The organism is Paenibacillus paeoniae, assembly GCF_003388735.1.
GTDB lineage: Bacteria > Bacillota > Bacilli > Paenibacillales > Paenibacillaceae > Pristimantibacillus > Pristimantibacillus paeoniae.
Window position 1 is genome coordinate 607,809 of sequence record NZ_QUBQ01000001.1, and the last position, 21,243, is coordinate 629,051.

Consider the following 21,243-nt stretch of genomic DNA (forward strand, 5'->3'; position numbering starts at 1 on the left):
TCGGTCTCCAAGTGGAGCAATGCCGGTCGGGGCGGTTTTTTCCATGAACGCGACTAGAGGCGAGTGGATGGGCGACCCAAAAAAGGTTAAACTATCATTACCGTATTCTAGCAAGCGAAATGGAGCAACCAGATGAACAATTGGAGCGTGAAAAAACAAGCCAACGCCATCTTGATCTTATCAGGTGTAGGCATATTGGCGGCGTTCCCTTTCCAGCACACGTTTGCGGGAGGGCTATTATTCGCTATATTCAGCGCCGGAACGATCGGCGGACTGGCGGATTCTTTTGCAATTAGCGCATTATTTGGCGATCCTCTCTGGATCAAATGGCCGAAATGGATGGGCACTCATATTATTTCCCGTAATAAAGAACGATTGATTGGCGAGCTTGTCGACATGGTGGAGAAGGAGCTGCTGACAGTCGCATCGATTAAGGCTACGCTGGCGGAGCATGATCTTGGCAATGTGCTTGTCCGCTACTTGTCCGAGAGCGGCGGGAGCGAAGAAGTCCAGCAATTTGCAGGCAAGCTGGCAGGTGATCTGCTCGAAAAGGTGGAGCCTGAGAAGCTTGCAGCGGGCATAGAGCGATTCGCATACGATCATGCTGGTTCCTTGCAGGTGTCCGACGTGCTGGCGGATGTGGGGGAATGGACGATACGCAATGGCTATGATGATAAAGTCATCACTTTTGTCGTTCAGCCGCTGGTTCAGCTCGTGAAGTCCGAGCCGTTCCGAGCGCTGATTGAGCAGTTCGCCGAGTCGGCGATCCGTTCTTATGAGGGTGAGAAGCTGCGCCGCAGACTGGTCGACTTCACAGCGGGCTTGAATGCGCCCGCAATTAGCGTGAAGGTTCAGGACTGGCTGGCCACCTTCATCGAACAGTTCGCCGCGGAAGATCATCCGCAGCGTCAGAGCTTTAAGCTGTTTCTTGCCGAGTTCGTCCGCAGGCTGCGGGAGGACGAGGAGCTACGCCAGCGTATCGAGGCTGGGAAACGGAACATTCTGGCTATGATTCAGCAGAATGTTTCCCTGGAAGAGCTGCTGAAGACTCGTATTGAGAAGGCGCGAGCATCGTTGATTGCATCCACTCAAGAAGAAGGCGCGTCTGCCGCATCTTCGTTTGGCTGGCTGCGGAAGGAGATCGACAAGGGGCTTGAGCAATTAAGAACGCGTGACGATCTTCAACAAGCGCTGGATACCGGCGTCAAGTCGCTATTGCTCGGCTGGATTGAGGATAAGCATGCGCTTATCGGACGTCTGGTGAGAGAGAAGCTGGACACTTTTTCGGACGAAGAGCTTATTGAATTGATCAAAGAAAAGGCAGGCAAAGACCTGCAATATATCCGGTTGAACGGGATGGTTGTAGGCGGCCTGGTCGGTCTTGTTCTCTATCTGCTCACGTTCTGGATCGGGGGTAGATGACATGACGATGAGACGGAAAGCCAATCTTAGCTTGCTGTTGCTGGCTCTATTATTCATTGGTGCGGCTGCCTTGACGTACTGGTATCCCGGCACATGGTGGTCCAAGCTGCTGCTGTATTCTGCAGAAGCGGGACTAGTAGGCGCACTTGCGGATCTATTCGCGGTAACCGTGTTGTTCCGGCATCCGCTCGGCATGCGCTGGGTTCCGCATACGGCGATCATTCCGCGCAATCGGACGAAGCTGGTCGAGGGCGTTGCAGCTATGGTGGAAGAGCAGTTGCTTAGCAAAAGCATGATCAAGGATAAACTGATGGCCTATAGCATTGTGGATGCTATTAGCGGCTGGGTGGATCGCAAGGGCAGCGGAGGCATGGGCATTGCCGAGAAGGGCTGGGAGCTGTTGCTTTCCTGGCTGAAGGGAACGGATACGGAGAAACTGGCGGGCAAGCTGGATGGAACTGTCCGAAAGTCGCTTCGGGGAATGAATCTATCCCGTTACGGTGGGAGAGGGCTTCACTGGCTGCTCGTGAACAGCGATTTTCAGAAGTGGATGGGCCAGGTCGTTGACTATGCAGCGAAGCGGGTCGCAAGCGAGGATACGAAAAAAGCGATTCGGGCCATGCTGGCGAAGGAGAAGGATAACTTCGTCTCGGAGGGCGGTTCTTTCACCAAGTGGCTCAAGCGCAAGCTGGTCGATTTTGCCGAGGCTGCTGATGCCCTTAATCTGGATGATGCGGCGAATACGCTATATACTGATCTGCAATCGTTTATGAACGATCTGAGGGATCCGAAGCATGAGCTTCGTGTGCTGGTCGAGATCAGACTGATGGATCTCGCGGAGAAGCTGGAGACAAGTGAAGATATGGCTGCGACGATCGAGCGATGGAAGCTTGAGTTGTTGGACGAGGTGTCGCTACAGCCTTCCATCCATGCGCTGCTGGACAGCATGAGGGGGATGCTGCTTGCGGGCAGTGAGCTGAAGTATCTCGCGGCGGAGGAGCGTCAGCTTCATGTGGATGATGTGAAAAACTGGCTGTCGGAGCTGATCGGCGCGTATTGGGAAGCATTCAAAGCGGATGAAGAGACCAAAGCTCAGCTCGACCGCTACTTGAAGCAATTCATCAATGGCGTCATGGAGCAGGAGCATGCCTTGATCGGCCGAATCGCGCGCAAGACGCTGGAGGGCTTCACCGAAGAGCGATTGGTGGAATTTATCGAAAGCAAGGTCGAGACGGACCTGCAGCGTATTCGGTTGAATGGCGCTTTTATCGGAGCAGGAGTGGGTGCTCTTATCTTCGCATTTCTGCACGGGATATATGGGCCGCTGCTGGAGTATCTATTTTAGGAAAGTATTGGAGGAAAGCCTGTGCCGCACTGCGGTAGGGGCTTTTTTTTCGAGGAATGGACACATTGATTATAAAAGAAAACGCTTTCATATAAATTAAATCGTTTATACTATATAATGATAGATAAGACTATCGAATGGAGGAAGCGGGCCTGAACAACATCAGATTATTCGCAGACAGCGTGTCAGATTTGCCGCAAGAATGGGTAGAGAGGTATAACATTACGATCGTGCCTCTTTATATTATTTTCAACGAGGAAGTCTTCCGGGACGGAATCGATGTGACGACCGAGGAGATCTACCGACGGGTGGAGGAGAATGGGGTATTGCCTCGAACGGCAGCGCCTTCGCCGGACGATTTTGCGCAAGCGTTTCAAGGCGCCATAGATGCGGGAGATTCGGTGTTGTTTATCAGCATGTCTTCCAAAGTGTCCTCAACGTACCAGAATGCTAGAATTGCTATGAATGATTTTCCCGAAGGGCGGATCACGCTCGTAGATTCCACCCACTTGTCCGCAAGCACAACCATGCTCGTCATTATGGCGGCTCGCTTGCTGGAGCAGGGAAAAGACCTTGAGACGGTAGTCGCCCACATCGAGTCCCATCGCGATCGCGTCGATATCGACATCCTGGTCGACCGCCTGGATTACTTGCACAAGGGCGGGCGTGTATCTAGCATCCAGAACATGATCGGCAGCTTACTGAAAATCCGGCCTGTGCTTAGTATTAAGAAGGGCCTTATCCTATCTGAAAAGAAATACCGGGGCAAACCGCAAAAGGCGCTAGAGGGCGTCATGCAAAATATTGTAGACAAGATTGACTCTATCGATCAGAATGTCATCGTCATTGCTCAGACTGTGGCTGAGGAAGCCGCGGACTACATGCGCAATTACTTGTTGGAGCATACGTCCGTTAAAGAGATCATTATGATAGAGGGCGGATGTACGATTGGCTCGCATACTGGGCCGAAGACGGTTGCGATTAGTTATTTGCGGAAGTAGGCATTTAAGAGTAAGTCTAAAGGATTATTCTGTGCTTGTGAGCTGTAGTTTCCAAAACCGCAGCTCGTACGTTCGAATCATACCGGGCACGCCATACTTTAAAGCTTCAGAACCGTACTGTTGTGCGGTTCTTTTTTGTTTTTGTGGGAGAGGTTGACTTTGGTTGTCGGTAGGGCAATCGCCTTGCTCGGATCGTTAACATAGGTCTGTCGTACCTGCAGTACAGATTGAAGGATGGACGGAACCATGTTAAAATTGCTACATGAATCGACACCGTCCGAGTTTATTGGGGAGTATGTTTATGCGATCGGAATCTACTATATTTTCAATGAAAATAATGACTATTCTATTAGCCATATCGCTATGTACCGCATTCGTTTTCGTCATTAACTTTCAAGATGCGAACAAATCCAATGATGATATTAGGATGGAGATTCTGCAAGACCATTCAGGTAACATGACCTTGTCCGATGTTAGAGCCAGCGATCAATTCGCAGCTTTGCCTGGCAACTATTCCAAGGTAGGTTATTCTCCGGTCCCATTATGGTTCAAAATAAAGGTAAACCGGTATAATGCGGATGAAATCAATTACCTTACAATAAACAACCCTCTCTTTGAAGATGTAACGATTTACCTCCCGACAAGTAACGATTACGTAACAAGTCATTTTGGGTACGCGTATAAGAGCAACTCTGATGAGATCGGCTATGTCTACCCCGTATTCAAAATCCCGCCTCATTTTGATCAACATCAGTACATATACATGACAAGTCAATCATTATACGGACAGAACTTTATGGTTGGGCTCGTCAATGACGATCTCTTTCGGAAGACAAGCATGATAAACATCTGGGCAGGGGGCATCTTTTTCGGCATTTTGGCGGCTTTATTATTTTATAATTTGGTCATGGGCTTAGCCATAAAAAATAAATCTTTTATAAAATACTGCTTTTATGTGTTCACTACCTTGTTGTGGAACGCAGCAACGACGGGACTTTTAAACGTTACGGGCTTCAAATACGCTTATTGGATTGCGGAATATTCCACGGGCATCGGCATTCTCATGTCGCTTGCCATTGTCATCTTTATGAGAGATATTTTTCAGACCCAAACCAGGTTTCCCAGAATCGATTTTTGTTTAAAGCTGCTCATCGTTTACTTCCCCATCACTTTATTACTGTTTTTTTTCATTAGTAAAGAGCTGGGAGCATTTGGTGCGATCGCATCTTCTGTGGTGTTTGTATTATATTTCATCATTATGTTTAAAGGAATAAGGAACAAAACCATTCGTTCGCCGCAACTCATAACGGCATGGCTCTTGTGTTTGGTGTCGGTCATTCTGTTTTATTTGATGGTTTTCGGATTACTGCCTCAAAGTTACATTATTATTAATTACTTATTTTTTCTTTCTTGTGCCTCTGCTATCGCTTTTGCGTTGTCACTCGCAGAAATCATAAATCAATTAAATGCAGAGAAGCAACGCAATCAAGTTCTATTTGAAAATTCCGAAATTCAATCTAGGCAGTTTGAGCTTGCTTTCATACGGGCACAAATAGATCCGCATTTTGTTCACAATACCTTGAATGTGATAGAAGGGGTTATTGCTGAAAACAAAGAAAAAGCGGGAAGCTTGGTTAACGATTTATCCCATTATCTCAGAAGTATATTCGATTACAGCAATTCGGAAAGATTTATTTCTATCCATGAGGAGCTGGATGCCGTCAAGTTTTATGTGCGCATTGAGCAAGCCCGATTCCCGGACAAAATAATTGTCAACTATGAGATTGATCCAGGTATTCAGTTGAAGGTGCCGCGCTTGGTTATTCAACCCCTGGTAGAGAATGCAATTAAACACGGAATACGTAAAAGGAAAATGGCAGGAACAGTTACAATCAGGGTTAAAGAGCTTGAACATGGCTACTTGATAGAGGTAGAAGACGACGGCGTCGGCATTGAAGATGCGGACAAATATAAACTGCTTGAATACTCGTCGGGCAAGGGCATTGGGCTTGCTAACATAAACGCACGGCTTAAGGCCGAGTATGGGACACAGCTTCAGATCGTCAGCGAGAAGGGTAAAGGAACTGCGGTTCGTTTTGACATACCCATTAAGGAGCAGCTATGAAAGTTATTATTGTAGACGACGAATATTATGCGCTGAGGAACTTGAAGAGCAAGTTGGAGAAAATGGCGGATGTCGAAGTCGTTGCCATGTATGAAGATCCCGCAATAGCCTTGGAAGAATTGGGCAGCATGCAACCCGACCTTGCTTTTCTGGATATCGAAATGCCAGAGATTGATGGCATAACCTTGCTCGGGATGATGTTCAAAAAAAGACCGGAAATGGACTTTGTTTTCACAAGTGCTCACCATGCCTATGTATCAGACACGCTTGAAACAAAAGCGTTGGATTTTCTCGTTAAGCCGGTGAAATTCGAACAGCTTTATGTCACGTTGGAAAAAATAAAGAAGATTAGAAGCAAGAGCAGCATGGGGCACAACATTGAGATTACGTGTTTTGGCGATTTTTCCATATTCATCGACGGGAAATTGATCGACGACAATTGGCGAACCAAAAAAACAGAAGAGCTTCTTGCCTATTTACTATGCATGAACGGTAAGTACGTGTCCAGAGAACGAATCATTCATGATTTGTGGCCCGATTTGGAGATAGATAAAGGGTATGCAAACTTATATACGACGCAATATAACTTAAAGAAGCGATTCAACGCTTTTGGCATCCATCATTTGATCAAGAGCAGATTGGGGAACATTTGGCTCAACATCGAAGACATTAAGGTGGACTTGCTGGAGTTTGATCAATTCAGTAAAAGTTATCATGCAGATAAGAGTAAGATGGAAATGCTTGAGCAGATGGTGGAGCTGTACAAAGGCATGTTATTTGAAAATAAGCTTTATTCATGGACGTTAAGTATACAGCAACCTTACGAGGTAAAGTTCGACAATGCGTTAAATAGTCTGATCCAGTTTCATAAGGGAAATGGCGATGAGAAAAAAGCCGAGTACTATGAAATGAAAAAAAATGCTCTGAAGGAATAGCTTCCTGAACATAAAATCGCCCGCATGCTGTGACCAGGTGCGGGCGATTTCAATGTTACGTGCTATATTTTTCTATGAGCTTACTGTATGACAAAGGTATACGTCTTTTGAGTACCGTCCTGTGCGGTTACGACCAGCTGATCGGTGCTTTGAAGATTTGCGTGCGTAATGACCGTATTGTCCTGATGATAAGCCTTATAGCTTCCATTCTGCGGCCCAATGACAGCATAGGTAAAGCTGCCATAGTACGTATATCGAGGCACGGTAATCGTTCCTGCGACCGGATCAATTAGATAGCTGGACGATAGCGATGTCAATGTAATATCGTTGTACAGGATAAGATAATCCGCAGTAGACGAATTTTGAGCGGTAACACGTACGATCATATTGGAATGGATATCGGACGTCTCGTCGGTTACAGGTATCAAGTCTTGATCCAACACGTTGGCGGTAGCGCGCGGGGATAACGTTAACCCGCTCAACAACTGACCTACAGTAAGGGTGCTCGGAACCGAAAGACTGTCCCCGCGCACATTCCCGTTCACATTGGATAGAACCGACTTGGCGCTGCTAAGCACCGGTGCTGGCGACGGACAATACCATTGTGCGGAATAGGATGTGTCTTGAGCCGGCATAGTGCTTGCCAGTGCGGGCGACCAACCTGTAAAATTACAGCCTGACCTCGTTACGGTTGGCGCCTGTATGGCAGCACCGTACTGAACTCGAGCTGTGGAACCGCCAGTGCCTCCGTTTGCATCAAACGTCAAGTTGTAGTTGTTGCGTGTGTAATAACGCACGATCGTGAGACTTCCATCGGCTGCAATCGTACTGGATGCCAATGCTTTGCCGCTGCTGTCATAGGCTGTGCTACGGTTATAGGTAAAGCCGGGATAATGCTGGGTCGCTGGCGCCGCAAGCACACCGGTTGTCCCTTGATAACTTCCCGTGTCGGCTTCAACATAAAGTGAAGTGCTTCCGAGACCTTGCAGCCTGTTCGAAACATGGTAAGGCGTATCGGTGCGTACCTTCCAGGTCGCAGTGTACGTGGTGTCGCTTAACGGCATTGTGCCTGGAATTGCCTGTGACCAGCCAGCAAAGATATAGCCGGGTTTTGTGAATTTCGGCACTGCACTGGCGGGTACCTGCGAAAAGCTTCTGGCCGAATAAACGATCGAGGTTCCGCCCGGATCGGTATAGAAAGTCATTTTGCGCATAGTGGGCAGGTATTCGTAACTAAGCTTCGATAGACCGGCTCCAGATATGGTTATGGTTTTCGTTGGCGGTGTATCATAGCCTTCGATTTCTATCGGTACTGGTGAAACGGAAGCGCCTGCCGTACCGGATAAGGTATTTTTTTTCTTGGTGGTACGTTTCCCTGTTTCGGGATCTATCGTAATGTAATCGACCAAGTACTGTATTTTGGTATGCGGTGTCCATTGCGCGTAGAGCGTTATATTTCCTGCTGGCATGATATCAGGAATCATATAAGGTTTCGTTCCTTTGGGATCCAAGGCCCAGCCCTTGAATGTATATCCAGTTGCTCTGGGCGCGTTTGTTAATTTCTTATTTTTTTTGGTTGATGCGTTGGTCGGCAGTACAACCCGCCCGAAATCGTACAATTGAATTTCATTTCTTGGATCTTGACCGTCTGATAATGGAACATTAGGATCCAAGGTAATAGAGCCGTATCCGTTCTTGTACCAGGTCAGATCAATATTGCGCGAGAAGGGAAGGGAGTTTAATCCTGTTGTTGAGCCCTTCCACGTTACGGTCATCCTGCTGGTGAGAATATCATCCTTAGCTTCAGGCGATACGGTTACACGGGATGTACTCGGATTGTACGTAAATTTATTGTTATTAAAAGTAATGGTGTAATTTTGTGGACGATCTCTACCTGTAATGATTTCGCCCGTTATCAAATTCAAATCGTTCAACTTAAAGGCGTCACTAATAGATGGGAAAGTAGTTTGCTCAAAGGCTACAAAGGAAGGTGCATCTCCTTGTTCATAGGCGAAGTCGATGAAATGACCATTCGGCGTACCGGCTCTATAAAGTGGCCAGTACTCGCTAAAAAAGCGGTCGGAATACGAGTATGACCCGCCGAAGATCTGCGCGCCCCACTCTGCCTCCGCATACATGCCGATCTCCAGAAACAGCGCGCCTAACGTTTTTGTAGGCGCCGAGGATGACTTTTCGTAATAGAAATACCCGTTGAGTTGGAGATAGGCACCACCCTCTGCCGTGATTCCGATACTGTTCAAATCGATATGAAACAAACCGGCCGCCAGTTCGAGACGAATTCCCGCCTTTAGCCCCAGCGTTCCCATCACATAGAAATAGAAATTATAGGTGCCGTCGCCCGGCAAATCTACCGTGCCGAAAGAAGGCGAGCCTTCGCTGAGTTTAAAGCTGGCGGTATATCTCTTCGCAGATTCATAGCTGAAGCCGATACCCAAGGCAATATTCGGATTCATACTGATGACAAAGCTTCCTTTAAAGTTGATATGAAGGAGACCCAATAATAGTCGCTTGTCTAATTCGAAGATTTTTTGCTCTACCAGGTCAACCCAATCCGTCTCGTTCTCCAGCATGGCTTGATAGCTTTCCACCAACGTATTGGCGTTTACCTTGGCCGGTGCGGAAGGAGACTGCTGCAGAACCGCTTTCAACTGCGCTTGGATGTCTACTTTGTTTTTGGCAGTATCCCAGATATTCGTCCAGCGATCTAGCGGAGTATCCGCTGCCACTGTACCGATCTGGGCAGACGCGTCAATGCTCGTAAATGTGAAAGCGTCCAGGTTGGCGCTTGCTTGATAATCCTTGGGATACGGGAGATCGAAAAGTCCCAGATCGATATATCCCCATACCGTATTGCCGTTCACGCCCACACTCAAGGAGATTTCTTCCGTAAATGCAGCGCTCATATGGATCAGGATATCATTGTCCGCGCCTGTCGAAACTTGAATGTCACTTGAAACGGCGAGATTCAGACGCAAGCCGCTCTTTCCCTTGAAATGGGATAATGTCGTGCCTATGTCTGCTGAAACCTTCAAGTTGTGCAGGGTGACGTCTGCATTCTCTTCTCCAGGTTGTGTGGAGAGGATACGGACTTCCGACTTTTTGTCCCTCGGCAAGGCTGTTGATGCGCTTGCTGCCATCAATGTTTTGAAGCTATCGGTTTGCAAAGCGGCAGCTGATAAATAGCTTGCAGCTTCACCTACAAATCCGCTTTCCAGCGCTTGCCGCTTGATTTGATTCTCTAGGGAAGCGATATCGGCTGGCGACAACAGGTCGGCTCCGTTAATCGTTTCCCGCTTATAGAAATCAAGGGCGTGAGTAATGTCATCTTGTGTTGCATCGGAATAAGCAATGACATAATGATTCCCCGAGTTGGAGACGGACGTCACTTTCCCGTAGCCTGAAGAGGCTCCCGTACGCATATTGACGAATGCGAGGAAGTCCCCGACTCTGGCGACGGTAGAGGCATTCAGACCCATAGGCGCATATTTGGCGTCGGAATAATCCATGGACGCCGGAGCGACCGTGATGGAACGGTTCGTCCTGTCCCCGTCGGTGTCCGACGCAGGATCGACAGGAAGCACATTCGGTTTAAGCAGAACGTCCATTGGGTTTGCGCTTGTGTAGGAATAGATATTCCCGTTGATCGCAGTAATCGCTATATAGGCGATATCACCATCATCGGAAGTATTCAAAGTGCGCAGATCGGGACGAGTCCCTTCATATACAGAGACGGTATCGCCCACTTTCAAGCGCGTATTTCCGTCATATCGAAAGGTTCCGCTCGCCACAGGGTTCGAGCCTGATCCGCTGCCAACGTTCGCGCTCATTACAGCGATTGAAGGGGAAGCAACGGATTTGCCATTCTGGCTCATCTGAGAGATATCGGAAAACTTCAAATAAATCATGTAAGGATTTAGAGGCAACTGCATAACCTCTTGTTTGGCGATGCTAAATATATAATTTCTGGTAGTTGCGTCTTTGCCTGCGAAAGCAAGATTTGTATCCTTCAAAGTGATTTGGTAGGTATTTCCTTCCTCGAATACACCGTTTTTTGCAGCTACAGTAAAGTTGCCTTTTGAGCCGGTAACCGCAATTCCTGCAAAATCAGGATTGGACGTAGATTTGAATGTCATGCCGGCTTGAACGGCCGCCGCCGTCATTTTACCTGTAGAATCTTTCACGGCGATCTTGAAGTTCGGCGCCTGATCCATTGCGTAAGCATTCGGAGTGATGTTCACAGCATCATCAGGCGATGCCATATAATTGGCATACAAAGTCATATTGCTCTTGACAGTATCGTGATTCATGACTGGTTGCGTAAAAGCACGATCCTTATACCAGCCATTGAAAATGGAACCTTGCTTGAATGCCAGTGGAAGCTGACTCAGCGATTCTCCACGATTCAGACTTAAGCTGTCAATCGGCGAGCCGCCGTTCGAGTTAAACGCAACCGTGTAGGTTGTGCTGTCGCTGGCTCTCGCTACTTTGTCCGCACGCATAAAAAGCGCGGCCGCTTCAGCGCGAGTCGCCTTTGAACGCGGTTGGAAATGGCCGTTTGCATCTCCGGCAAACAAGCCAGCCTGCCAAAGCTTTACTGCCGCATCAACTGCCCATGGAGAAATGTCGGATAGGTCACCCGGCTTAGATGAATTGTCGATTGGTTGATAAGGGATACGATCGTTTTCAAAATACTTTAATGTAAGTACGGCCATCTGCTCTCTCGTAATAGCGGCGTCTGGCGAAAATCTGTTGCTGCCGGTTCCGCTTGTAATGCCGCTTTCAGTTGCCCATTGAACATAAGGCGCGTACCAAGCGTCCGGCTGCACGTCTGTAAATGCTGAAGTTTTGTATTGACTTGCATCCACTTTGGCGATTCGCCCAAGTACAGTAACAAACATGGCGCGACTCATGGTTGCGTTCGGCGAAAAGTGATCTTTGCTTGTGCCGTTGAATAGGCCATTCTGCTCGACATACATGACCGCATCATAGAACCAGGCTGAGGGTGTCACATCCTCAAACAACTTTTGAGGCACGGGATGCGCAGTCTTTTGGTTTGCTGCAGCAGCTTCGACAGAAGTCAATGAAGCGGAAGGAATCTCGGAAGGCATTAAGTTTACGAGTATACAAAACAAAAGTAGCAGACTTAATAGGCGTTTGTACAAGTTCAATTTTCCTCCTCATAGTGTATCAATCTGTAGTCAATTACTGATCTTACTAGAGGGATCTAAATGGAATCTGAACACGGATCTATTTCATATAACATATTACAAAAAGGGTGGAAAATAGATATAATAGCAGGGAATAGGTTTTGTGGATATTTCAACTCTATACCAATCCATCCTATCCTAAGGAGGCTTCACTTTGGCCAAGCATGTGCTTCCTATTGTCCATCCACCGCTGTATGGGCTGTTGAGTTGGGCGTACACTCTTAGCATTACAAGCTCGATGCCGAACTTCAATCCTTGGTTTTACAGCAACTTTATCCAGGTATGCTGCAACAAGAACTATCTGGAGGACAAGCAAGAACTGTTTTTTGATTTTTTTCGCGGAGGGAATAACGAGCTTAACCACAATCCCTTTCTATTATCCAGTACGCTTGATACACCTATGCTTTATGAGATTTTCAAGGATAAGCTTCATCCCTTCTTAATTAAGAAGATTCAGGAGGGCGTGTATCCCGTATTATTTCTCGATGAATACCATATCTCCTACACCACCGCGTACCACGCTTACCCGTTTCCCCATCATGTACTTATCTACGGCTATGACGAAGATCGTCAAATCTATCACACCTACGGGTTCGGCAAAGACTTGCTCCTAGGCTATCACGAGACCACCTTTGACGAACTGGAGCAGGCGTTTCACTCGATCGACAACTACTTGAAAAACCACGCCATCTACGATCAATACAATTACTTTTTTACGCTGCTGCCCCAATTTGTCTATTCGCTGAACATCCGTTTAATATACGAGCAGCTAGGGGAATATTTGCGCTCCGAGAGCAGCAATAATGACCAAAACCGCTTTTTCTCACCCGATAAAGAATTTTTGGCCTTTGGTATTGCCTGCTATGACCATTTGATCGAGCATTTCCACATCTTAAACGAGCGTCCCGAGTCCCTCGTACGAGCGAATCCGCCCCGGCAGCTTCATTTGCTCTGGGAGCATAAGAAAATGCTAAGAAACCGCGTCGCCTACCTGCAGAAAGAAAACCAACTTCCGCTTGATGAAACTCTGCTTCTTGGTTTCCTGGAGCTAGAGGAGCTTGCCCGCCAATCCCGCAATCTGTACGCCGAGCATGTCGTGAAGGAAGTCCCGCATGTGAATGATCGCATTAAGCAAAACCTGGAGCATATGAGGGACAAGGAGCTCCAATTGCTTCCCCAATTGATGGACCAACTCAAGCAGCATCACCCGGAGTTACTTCTTCTACCATAACGGTACCTATCGTAACGAACCATACTCCTAAAAAAGCCGCCTGCAATAATGAGCTGCACCCCAATTGTTAGACAAACAAGTGGAGGCAGTTCATTTCAGGCGGCTTTCGTCTATGGGATAAAGTGACCTACTTATACCAACTGGCAACGTCCTGCATGAGTCTAAGTACTCTATCTGCAAGTTGTCTTATTTTAGCCAAATCTTCGCCATGAACATAGTCGAATGCTACATAAACCTCTGAGCCGGACTTACAGAAGAATCCTTCTATATCATATTGGCCGGTAGGCTGTTGGTAATCTTGGATGACTTCCAAATCAGGTAAAGCAACAGACAGCTTGTCCATCCGAACTAGAAGACGAGTTGGAGTGGTATTTTCGGCGTCATCTGTAAGCAGCTTTTCACCCACAATAGCGATCTCGTGAACCGGTCGATCTGGCGCAAAAGCATATTGGTTAAGCGCAACCGTCAATATTTGATCCATTCTACCGATAGTCCGGCTATAGTTCAGCCCCGGTGTGTCTGTGCTTCTGCCATCCAACCTGATATGAGCCCGTTCGTCGCTCCTCTCTTCGGCAAGAGCTTGAAGCAAGGAATGCGCCAATATATTTTCCACAAATGATTCGTCGCTCTCATTGGCGAAGGAAGAGAGTAGGAAGCCAGACAATTCCGCTCCCATACTGATCTTATATCTGTGCATCGTTCTATGAATCCTATCGTCATGATACTGGTTCGAGTTATGATCGCGTTCCTGCTCCTTCATGATTCGCGCATAAAGCTGAAACGAGTTGGTTTTGGCAGGAAAACGAATATCTGTCGATGCTTCGGCTTGCTTGTATGCGGAGGACAAATCATCTTTTAAAATAGTCCAGGAGGCAGCGTCCATCACAAGCGGGTCGCCCATGAGGGCCAAATAATCTCCCGCATTACCTTTGAACAAATGAGCTTCGAGACGCCAGTCGGAAAATCTGCTTCTCCGGCGATCCGCTTCCTCCAACATTTGCACCATATAAGAAATAATAGGCTGATCCGTCGGCAGCTCACTCCTGTCAAACTTGTAGAGAGGCGTAAACATCCCCTGATTGTACTGAATGACTTCATTTCCTTTCGTAAAATAACCGATGCGAAGAGCGTCATGCCGCTCCATTACGCGACTCAAAGCAATCGCAAGTATCCGCTCATCAAACCCGCCAGGACGATAGACCATACTATAGTCGTATACTCTTCCGATTGTGCCGGGCCATGCTTTTGCCAAATAGGCTTGTTGCGGGCGGATGAACTCCACCTTTCCCTCAATCGTGCCAGAAAAGAGACTCCACTCTTGATGCTCCGAAGCGGTTCGCTTCATGAGAGGGGCAGTACGGGCAATCGTCTGGTGCCGAAACATATCCTCAACCTTCAGCTTCCAACCCGCTTGCTCCAATTGGCTGCATAGTCGAATAATCATAATAGAGCTGCCGCCAGCTTCAAAAAATGGCTGGTTCCGATGAAAGGCACGATGTCCCAAAAGCTTTTCCCATACGGCAAATAATACTGTTTCCTGCTCATTTTGCGGCTCGTTATCTTGCTCCTCGCCAGATAAGAAGTTTTGCAGTATGCCTGTGGGATGTTTTGTCGGGTCTGGCAACGACTTGCGATCGACTTTCCCAGTAGGGGTTAGAGGAATGGCGTCTAAGCTCATCATATAGGAAGGAATCATATAAGCTGGGAGCTTGTCCGTAAGATATTGGCGCAGCTTAGTCGCATCCAACTGCTCCTCTGCAACGATATAGGCGCATAGCGCCAGTTCATCTTGTCGCACAATCGGAATAGTGTGAATGACGGCTTCGCGGATACCGGGGTAAAGAAGCAGCACTTGCTCAATTTCACCCATTTCAATGCGGAAGCCTCGTATTTTCACTTGGAAGTCTCTACGCCCGATATATAGAAATTCGCCATCATGAAGCTTGCGGACGATATCTCCGGTACGGTATAGCTTTTCATCCATACGATAACGATGCTGGACAAAGGCAGCCTCCGTCAGATCAGGACGATTCATATATCCACGGCCAAGTCCAGGTCCGCCAATATACAGCTCACCCGGCACTCCGTCCGGCTGAAGCTGTCCCTCGGCATTCATGACGAGGAATGGAACTCCCGCTAGGCCGCAGCCAATCGTAATGGGATGCTGTTCCTCTGTCACTTCTTGCGCTGATGCCCATACGGTTGTCTCTGTCGGGCCGTACAGGTTGAATAGGCGAGCGGAAGGGGACAGGCAAGTTTTCAACGATTGCCAAATCGATGGCGTTAGCGGCTCCGCGCCAATCATAAGCAGGCTTAAAGAGCTGAAGGCTTTGGTAGCGCCTGTTTGAGCCGACCACCATTTATAGCGAGACGGAGTCAATTGCAGTACATCAACTTGTTCCTCTGTTAGCAGGTCCGACAGGCGGGAGGGGTCGTTTTTCTCCTCTTCGCTAGCCAGAACGATCGTCATGCCGAGAGAAAGAGGTAATAAGGTTTCTACAATAAAGATGTCGAAGGACACCGTCGCAAGTCCCAAGATGCGTTGTCCCGGCTTAAGCGGCAACTGGGCCGCAAACCCGGCAAAAAAACGTACCAGACCGCGATGCTCAATCATAATGCCTTTCGGTCTTCCGGTTGAACCGGAAGTATAAATAACATAGGCTAAATTCGATGTTTCAGAAACAGGCTCAAGGTCGCGGTCATCCTCAACATAATTGGATTCCTCGTCGAGATACCAAATCCGCTCTGCGTCGATATCTCCCTTAAGATCCCGCTGCACAAGCAAGTAGCGACATCCGCTGTCCTCCAGCATAAATTGCTTTCTTTCCTCCGGAAAAGCGGGGTCAATGGCTAGATAAGCAGCACCAGCTTTCAGCACGGCCAATATGCCAATAAGCAATTCAGGCGAACGATCAGCAATGAGCACCACAATCTGATCGGGCATCACGCCGTCAGCCCTCAGCGTTCGGGCAAGCCTGTTGGCACGGGTATTCAGTTCCCGGTAGGTCATCGTTTGCCGCTTATATATCAAAGCCGGAGCTTCAGGTATAAGAGAAGCTTGCCGTTCGAATTGCTCATGCGTCATCAGGCGGCTCGATTCGTTGTCTGCTTGGAGTACACAGGATGCCAGCAGTGATTCTTCTATCTCTTGTTCTGAAAGTAGTCCGATAGATGCCAGATCCAGCTGGAGATCATTCAATACCTGATCGAGAATATACAAGTAGTAACGCATATAAGCCTCAATCGTTTCCGTTCGAAATAACGTCGCGTCGTAGATCATCTGTAACTGATTGTCATGTTCATCTATATGGCATTGCAAGACTATCGGCAAAGAGGCGTCATTAGAGGTATTTTGAAAAAAGGAAGAATCGATATAGCGGAACATCGACGAATACAGCGCTTCCTCCAGGCCTGATTGCTGGAGATCGAACTTGGTCGCCAGTTCCTCATACAGAAATCGGCTGTTATGGAGTCCAAGCGCCCTTTTTTCCGCCACTTGCCGCAGCAAGCCAGAGAAGCTTATTCCCTCATGCAAGTTGATTCTTATAGGAAGCCCAATCCGGTTCGGCAGCGTCTCGTTCGAAATTACATTCATTTCAGGCTCGAAACCTATCATGATGTCGCGGTCTCCAGTCAGCTTGTGAAGCAAAACGAATTGACATGACAAAAGTAGTGTCTGAACATCTGCTTGCTGCAGCAGCAGGTAGGCTTTTATTTGCGCCATTCGATCGTGTTCTACATTTATTGCAACTACGCTGCCTCTATCAGACTGAGCACGGTCTGACAACCTGTCGTAAGGCAGCTCCAGCCTCGGTAACGGCTCTTCAAGCTCTTGAAGCCAGTAGTTTTCCATTGTTTTGTTTGGCATGTTCAATTAAGCCCCCTGATTTTATACATACTTAAACAAACGTACATTTTACAAAAATGGAAAAAGGGATATTGAGCATTGAAAAGCGGCTACTGAGGTACGATCATCATACGGGTTCAATCCATAAAAAGGGGAGTACAGTAAGGAAAGTTTGTGTCTGAAGTAAGTTGTGTTGCAGTTTGATAAATCAACTAGTCATTTCCAGTTCAATATTAATGTACAATTTCTAGTATCATAGTTCAATAGAAAAGTGTGATGGATAACTGATTGTAACATGTGTGTGGTAGTGCCAATTATCTATACATAGGCACACTAGCATGGTATATTCAAATTGAAAATATAGGGATTTTAGGAGGGAAAATGAAGCAATATCTTTTCTTGATAATATTACTAATTATACTTAGTGGATGCAGCAACCCGAGATCATTACCAACCAATATTGGAGATGCTCTTAGTCATACAAAGAGTGTCATGAGGGATCAGGGGCTTGTCACTGTAGGTAGCTATAGTCCAAATGAAAAGGTGAAATTTAGAATAATGGTAAGCCGCAATATCACAAAAGAAGAAGCAAAACGACTTGCCGAGGACTTTATTAAAGAATTTGAAAATCAACTAACTAACACGGATACGGATATAGATACCTTTTATAAAGATCATGTAGTTTACTTTGATCTTAAATCAGAAGTCGATGGAGAGATTCTTTATGAAGGAAAAAGAGAAAGTGTTGAAGAAATTTGGTGGAAATTTTAATCTCTGGTCAAATTAATTAATAGGTTATTTTCCTGAGTTTGGAAATAACACTCTATAGGTGAAGATTGAACGAATTAAGTGGGAACATACTCATTTTTGAAGTGTTCAGAGTGCAATAGAATATATAATTAAGATGTTTATGAACTGTCATTTGAGCTCTGTAATATAAGGAGGTCTTCATACTGTGAACAGTATTGCGTCTTCCGATTCATACTTCGGCAGGTTGATCAGAATATGGCTATCTTTATTTTCGTCTTTATTGTTTGGTTACATCATACTAATAGGTGTTCATTATTTCATAGATTCTGCGTTGCCAAATGAACGGTTTGTCAGTACGTTTTTGCGTATTGTCATCATGCAAATTCAATTCACATTTGTATGCGCATTGATTCTAGCCATAGGAAAAATAAAGCTCCCCACAATGAATGCTGCCTGGCGAATGATGATCGCCTTATATATCCCACTAATACTCGGTTTTTTATTGGTGCTGGATTATGGGAACGATGGTTTGGTTAAACAACTGATCAACTCACTAAGCAAATTTGCAACGATGGAAGAAAATACACGCTTTTTTATTTTGATGGCGCAGATTATGGCTGGACTGATCTTTTTGAAGCCATGGAGAGATCGAATGGCTTTCCTTACAGGGACGATATATGCTTCCGTACTCTACCTACTGTTGGATTATTATGAGTTGCTATTAACGTGGGCGATGTTCGGTGATTGACTTTAGTGAGAAGTCTATGAGGAGACTGCGGTCGAAATAGACGTAGGACCGCTTGCACTTGTATACGAATGTGCCCCGCACCAACATTCAGGCGATTATCCAGATACCCCGCAAACCTTCTAGATCCGAGCCAATCGGATATCAAGTGGCTTCCTCTTGCAACCATCGATCATATCATTTTATTCCCTAAACATTAGAAAAGAAATTGAAATACGGTTGTAAGTACAACTATACAAGATCGGGGGTACTTCATCATCAGCGAATTCAAATTGATATTAGTTGATTTGGATGACACGCTAGTCTATTTCAGAGATTATTGGGAAGCGAGCGTGAAGGAAACCTTTCGTTATTTTCCGAAAACAAAAGACTTGAATATCGATGAGCTTTTTTGAAACCTACAGAAAGCACGATCTGGATTTGGAGCAGCTAGATCTGAAACAAGAAATGATGGTTAATCATTATCGAATCGAGAGAATTACCCGCACATTGCGAGATTATGGTAGGGAGATCGATGTTGATTTTGCGAGCACGTTTGAGGATCGATATAAGACATTTAGCGGATTTCATATCAAGCTAATCGAGTAAATCACCAAAATCTTGCAACTATTATGCAAAAATTATCATCTAGGTATTGTAACCAACGGGACAGCTAGCTGGCAGTACAATAAGATCGATGTATTGGGATATAAATACTATTTTTCAAAAATAGAGCATTTTCATCTCGGAAGAGGTTGGAGAAGAGAAGCCACATCTTCTCATTTATAAGTCGGCTCTTGATTACTTCTCCGTGAAGCCTCATGAAACGTTATTTGTCGGCGATAATTGGAGGAACGATGTAGCAGGCCCAGCTGAATCGGGGATGAAGGCTGTGCCATTAGATGGCGTGGCTTACGACGTGATCAAAGAATTACCAGAGATTCTGAGGTTACTTGAAATCGATCATTAAGAAATGAAGGAATTGTAGTTAAGTAATGAAGAAACTTACGTTAGTTTTTTTGTGTCTGTTTTTATTCGCAGCTTTGATCGGTTGTACGAATTCAGGTGGAAAAGATAAGATTATCGAAGATGGAATTGTCATTCAAATGAAACTTACCTCGTTAGGTGGCGATAATCCAGACATTACACGAGTGACGTATTCCTTTGAAGTATGGAACAGACTAGGTAAGTCGATATCCGTTATATCGGTTAGACCTATTATTTCGGCAGAGGTTTTCGAAAAGTTGGTCGACCCTAATTTAACATTAGATGTGAATATTCAGTTGGAAAGCAATGAATCGCGAAAGATTTCAGGAACGTTTCAGATCGATACCAAAGGAATGTCCAAAGACGAGATTGCTAAGCTGGCAAGTTTAATTACACAATATAAGATTGTAACAGAGCAAATTGTTGGCGAGAAATAATTAAACATGATCACACGATATTTCAGGAAGGAGCTATTAATGTGAAGAAAATAACGGGTTCTATCATCCTTGTACTTATCTGTTTGTTTGCTGCTGGCTGCAATGAAAAAGATAGTTTCAAAGCCGATTTGGAAAAAGTCTCCGTGCCCGACATGTCTGTGTCTATTTTAGAGTCTAGTGAATCGAACCTACTTGCATGGTTTGAGGAGATTTACACATTTGAATTGGATACGATGAGAATCAAGACATCCCAATTAACAGAGGAAGATGTGAAATCAGTTAAGGCACATTTATCTCAAATTTTTGGGTCGGAAGAAGCTCAATTGTTAATGGATGGGTTTTACACGTTTGATCAAGAAACACAACATTACTACGTACCGGATGGAGACTGGTTTAGCTATAGCAGCAGCTGGCTGTCTAGCCAAATCATTCTTACGGAGCGCACGAATCAAAATGTTTCTCTTGTACTGGATGGTATGGATATAAACGAGAATAAGCAAACCATTCAATTTGATTTTTCAATTCATCAAGGAACGATGTTGCTTGAGAAGCGGAGTTATTTAACATAAGTTTTTATGGTTAGATTGGAGAGCTATTTCAAGAGGGAGTGATCATGATGAATCTTCTTTCCTCAAAAAAAATAATGTTGGTGATTTCTATAGTCCTCATTGCTGCTGTAAGCATCCTTCTCTATCAACATGTGTTTAAAGAGAAAACACTTTCTAAGAAACCACTATCGGTACATGCCACTGTTCTCTATGCACCCCAGACACTATCCGAGCTTAAAAGTGATGCTTCTTTAATCGTTTTCGGAGAGGTTGTGTCTCAGCACGAGCCCTCCACCTTTGCCGTAGCTTCATACATGGAAATTAAGGATACCTTGAAGGGGAAGCCTTATGATTTCATTAGGGTCTATCAAGTAGGCCAAATGAATGAAGAAACTGTTATGGAGAAGGGAAAGAAGTATTTGTTGTTCCTTAATGATCAAGAAAATGGAGTTGAAGGAAGTTTTCATATCGTCGGCGCTAATCATGGATTGTTCTATGTGGATAAGAAAGGGAATCTGTATGCCGAGCATGAACTAATGCAAAAAGAACTGGAGGACACTTTCCAGACATCCGTAAGCTATAACAAAAAGAAAAAAAGCGCATTCGAACAGTGGCTGGCAGAATAAAGTTATCCGTCATACACCTGAAAACCAATAGTACGAG

General features: G+C 45.9%; 16 protein-coding genes. 14 read left to right on the forward strand and 2 right to left on the reverse strand.

From position 1 onward, the window contains the following. Window positions 1–132: 132 nt before the first annotated feature. From DX130_RS02775 to DX130_RS02795, 6 genes are all read left to right on the forward strand, one after another. Window positions 133–1,422 (forward strand): DUF445 domain-containing protein, encoded by a 1,290-nt coding sequence (locus tag DX130_RS02775; RefSeq protein WP_116042644.1) that lies wholly within the window; start codon window positions 133–135, stop codon window positions 1,420–1,422. 1 nt (window position 1,423) lies between these two features. Next, the gene (locus DX130_RS02780) at window positions 1,424–2,767 is read left to right on the forward strand and encodes a DUF445 domain-containing protein (RefSeq protein WP_116042645.1); all 1,344 of its coding nucleotides are present in this window, start codon (window positions 1,424–1,426) and stop codon (window positions 2,765–2,767) included. 137 nt (window positions 2,768–2,904) lie between these two features. After that, window positions 2,905–3,768 (forward strand): DegV family protein, encoded by an 864-nt coding sequence (locus tag DX130_RS02785; protein WP_240644286.1) that lies wholly within the window; start codon window positions 2,905–2,907, stop codon window positions 3,766–3,768. A 246-nt stretch (window positions 3,769–4,014) separates the two neighbouring features. Next, window positions 4,015–4,158, forward strand: a complete 144-nt coding sequence (locus tag DX130_RS26320; protein WP_165861129.1) for a hypothetical protein — start codon at window positions 4,015–4,017, stop codon at window positions 4,156–4,158. Window positions 4,159–4,195: 37 nt separating this feature from the next. Further along, on the forward strand, window positions 4,196–5,893 hold the full coding sequence (locus DX130_RS02790; RefSeq protein ID WP_165861130.1) for a histidine kinase: 1,698 nt from the start codon (window positions 4,196–4,198) through the stop codon (window positions 5,891–5,893). After that, the gene (locus DX130_RS02795; protein ID WP_116042649.1) at window positions 5,890–6,828 is read left to right on the forward strand and encodes a response regulator; all 939 of its coding nucleotides are present in this window, start codon (window positions 5,890–5,892) and stop codon (window positions 6,826–6,828) included. The genes DX130_RS02790 and DX130_RS02795 overlap by 4 nt, the downstream gene beginning before the upstream one ends. An 80-nt stretch (window positions 6,829–6,908) precedes the next feature. On the opposite strand, the gene DX130_RS02800 is transcribed toward DX130_RS02795, so the two are convergent. Next, a complete protein-coding gene (locus tag DX130_RS02800) occupies window positions 6,909–12,011 on the reverse strand; it encodes an InlB B-repeat-containing protein (protein WP_116042650.1) in 5,103 nt (1,700 codons plus the stop codon). Window positions 12,012–12,210: 199 nt separating this feature from the next. On the opposite strand from DX130_RS02800, the gene DX130_RS02805 reads away from it, so the two are divergent. Next, a complete protein-coding gene (locus tag DX130_RS02805; RefSeq protein WP_116042652.1) occupies window positions 12,211–13,287 on the forward strand; it encodes a cysteine peptidase family C39 domain-containing protein in 1,077 nt (358 codons plus the stop codon). A gap of 127 nt (window positions 13,288–13,414) precedes the next feature. Here DX130_RS02805 and DX130_RS02810 read toward each other — a convergent pair whose 3' ends face one another. Beyond that, window positions 13,415–17,155 carry a non-ribosomal peptide synthetase gene (locus DX130_RS02810; RefSeq protein ID WP_116042653.1) on the reverse strand — a complete coding sequence of 1,247 codons (3,741 nt, stop codon included), beginning with the start codon at window positions 17,153–17,155 and terminating at the stop codon, window positions 13,415–13,417. Between the two features lie 360 nt (window positions 17,156–17,515). On the opposite strand from DX130_RS02810, the gene DX130_RS02815 reads away from it, so the two are divergent. From DX130_RS02815 to DX130_RS02850, 7 genes are all read left to right on the forward strand, one after another. Beyond that, window positions 17,516–17,905 carry a lipoprotein gene (locus DX130_RS02815; protein WP_116042655.1) on the forward strand — a complete coding sequence of 130 codons (390 nt, stop codon included), beginning with the start codon at window positions 17,516–17,518 and terminating at the stop codon, window positions 17,903–17,905. 184 nt (window positions 17,906–18,089) lie between these two features. Continuing rightward, window positions 18,090–18,632 carry a hypothetical protein gene (locus DX130_RS02820; protein ID WP_116042657.1) on the forward strand — a complete coding sequence of 181 codons (543 nt, stop codon included), beginning with the start codon at window positions 18,090–18,092 and terminating at the stop codon, window positions 18,630–18,632. Between the two features lie 378 nt (window positions 18,633–19,010). Further along, window positions 19,011–19,217, forward strand: coding sequence for a hypothetical protein (locus DX130_RS02825; protein WP_116042658.1), 207 nt, complete (start codon window positions 19,011–19,013; stop codon window positions 19,215–19,217). A 133-nt stretch (window positions 19,218–19,350) separates the two neighbouring features. Next, complete coding sequence (locus DX130_RS27370) at window positions 19,351–19,578, forward strand: HAD family hydrolase (RefSeq protein ID WP_420818510.1); 228 nt, start codon at window positions 19,351–19,353, stop codon at window positions 19,576–19,578. 25 nt (window positions 19,579–19,603) lie between these two features. After that, on the forward strand, window positions 19,604–20,032 hold the full coding sequence (locus DX130_RS02840; protein ID WP_116042663.1) for a hypothetical protein: 429 nt from the start codon (window positions 19,604–19,606) through the stop codon (window positions 20,030–20,032). 41 nt (window positions 20,033–20,073) lie between these two features. Then, the gene (locus tag DX130_RS02845) at window positions 20,074–20,601 is read left to right on the forward strand and encodes a hypothetical protein (protein ID WP_116042665.1); all 528 of its coding nucleotides are present in this window, start codon (window positions 20,074–20,076) and stop codon (window positions 20,599–20,601) included. 44 nt (window positions 20,602–20,645) lie between these two features. Continuing rightward, complete coding sequence (locus DX130_RS02850) at window positions 20,646–21,206, forward strand: hypothetical protein (RefSeq protein ID WP_116042666.1); 561 nt, start codon at window positions 20,646–20,648, stop codon at window positions 21,204–21,206. The last annotated feature ends 37 nt before the right edge of the window (window positions 21,207–21,243 follow it).

Bases quoted from the DNA above. Each gene is read 5' to 3' on its own strand.
- DX130_RS02790 (WP_165861130.1), top strand. From the start codon at position 4,196: ATGGAGATTCTGCAAGACCATTCAGGTAACATGACCTTGTCCGATGTT.
- DX130_RS02780 (WP_116042645.1), top strand. From the start codon at position 1,424: ATGACGATGAGACGGAAAGCCAATCTTAGCTTGCTGTTGCTGGCTCTA.
- DX130_RS02825 (WP_116042658.1), top strand. From the start codon at position 19,011: ATGAGCTTTTTTGAAACCTACAGAAAGCACGATCTGGATTTGGAGCAG.
- DX130_RS02850 (WP_116042666.1), top strand. From the start codon at position 20,646: ATGATGAATCTTCTTTCCTCAAAAAAAATAATGTTGGTGATTTCTATA.
- DX130_RS02795 (WP_116042649.1), top strand. From the start codon at position 5,890: ATGAAAGTTATTATTGTAGACGACGAATATTATGCGCTGAGGAACTTG.
- DX130_RS02840 (WP_116042663.1), top strand. From the start codon at position 19,604: ATGAAGAAACTTACGTTAGTTTTTTTGTGTCTGTTTTTATTCGCAGCT.
- DX130_RS26320 (WP_165861129.1), top strand. From the start codon at position 4,015: ATGTTAAAATTGCTACATGAATCGACACCGTCCGAGTTTATTGGGGAG.
- DX130_RS02785 (WP_240644286.1), top strand. From the start codon at position 2,905: ATGGAGGAAGCGGGCCTGAACAACATCAGATTATTCGCAGACAGCGTG.
- DX130_RS02815 (WP_116042655.1), top strand. From the start codon at position 17,516: ATGAAGCAATATCTTTTCTTGATAATATTACTAATTATACTTAGTGGA.
- DX130_RS02775 (WP_116042644.1), top strand. From the start codon at position 133: ATGAACAATTGGAGCGTGAAAAAACAAGCCAACGCCATCTTGATCTTA.
- DX130_RS02810 (WP_116042653.1), bottom strand. From the start codon at position 17,155: ATGCCAAACAAAACAATGGAAAACTACTGGCTTCAAGAGCTTGAAGAG.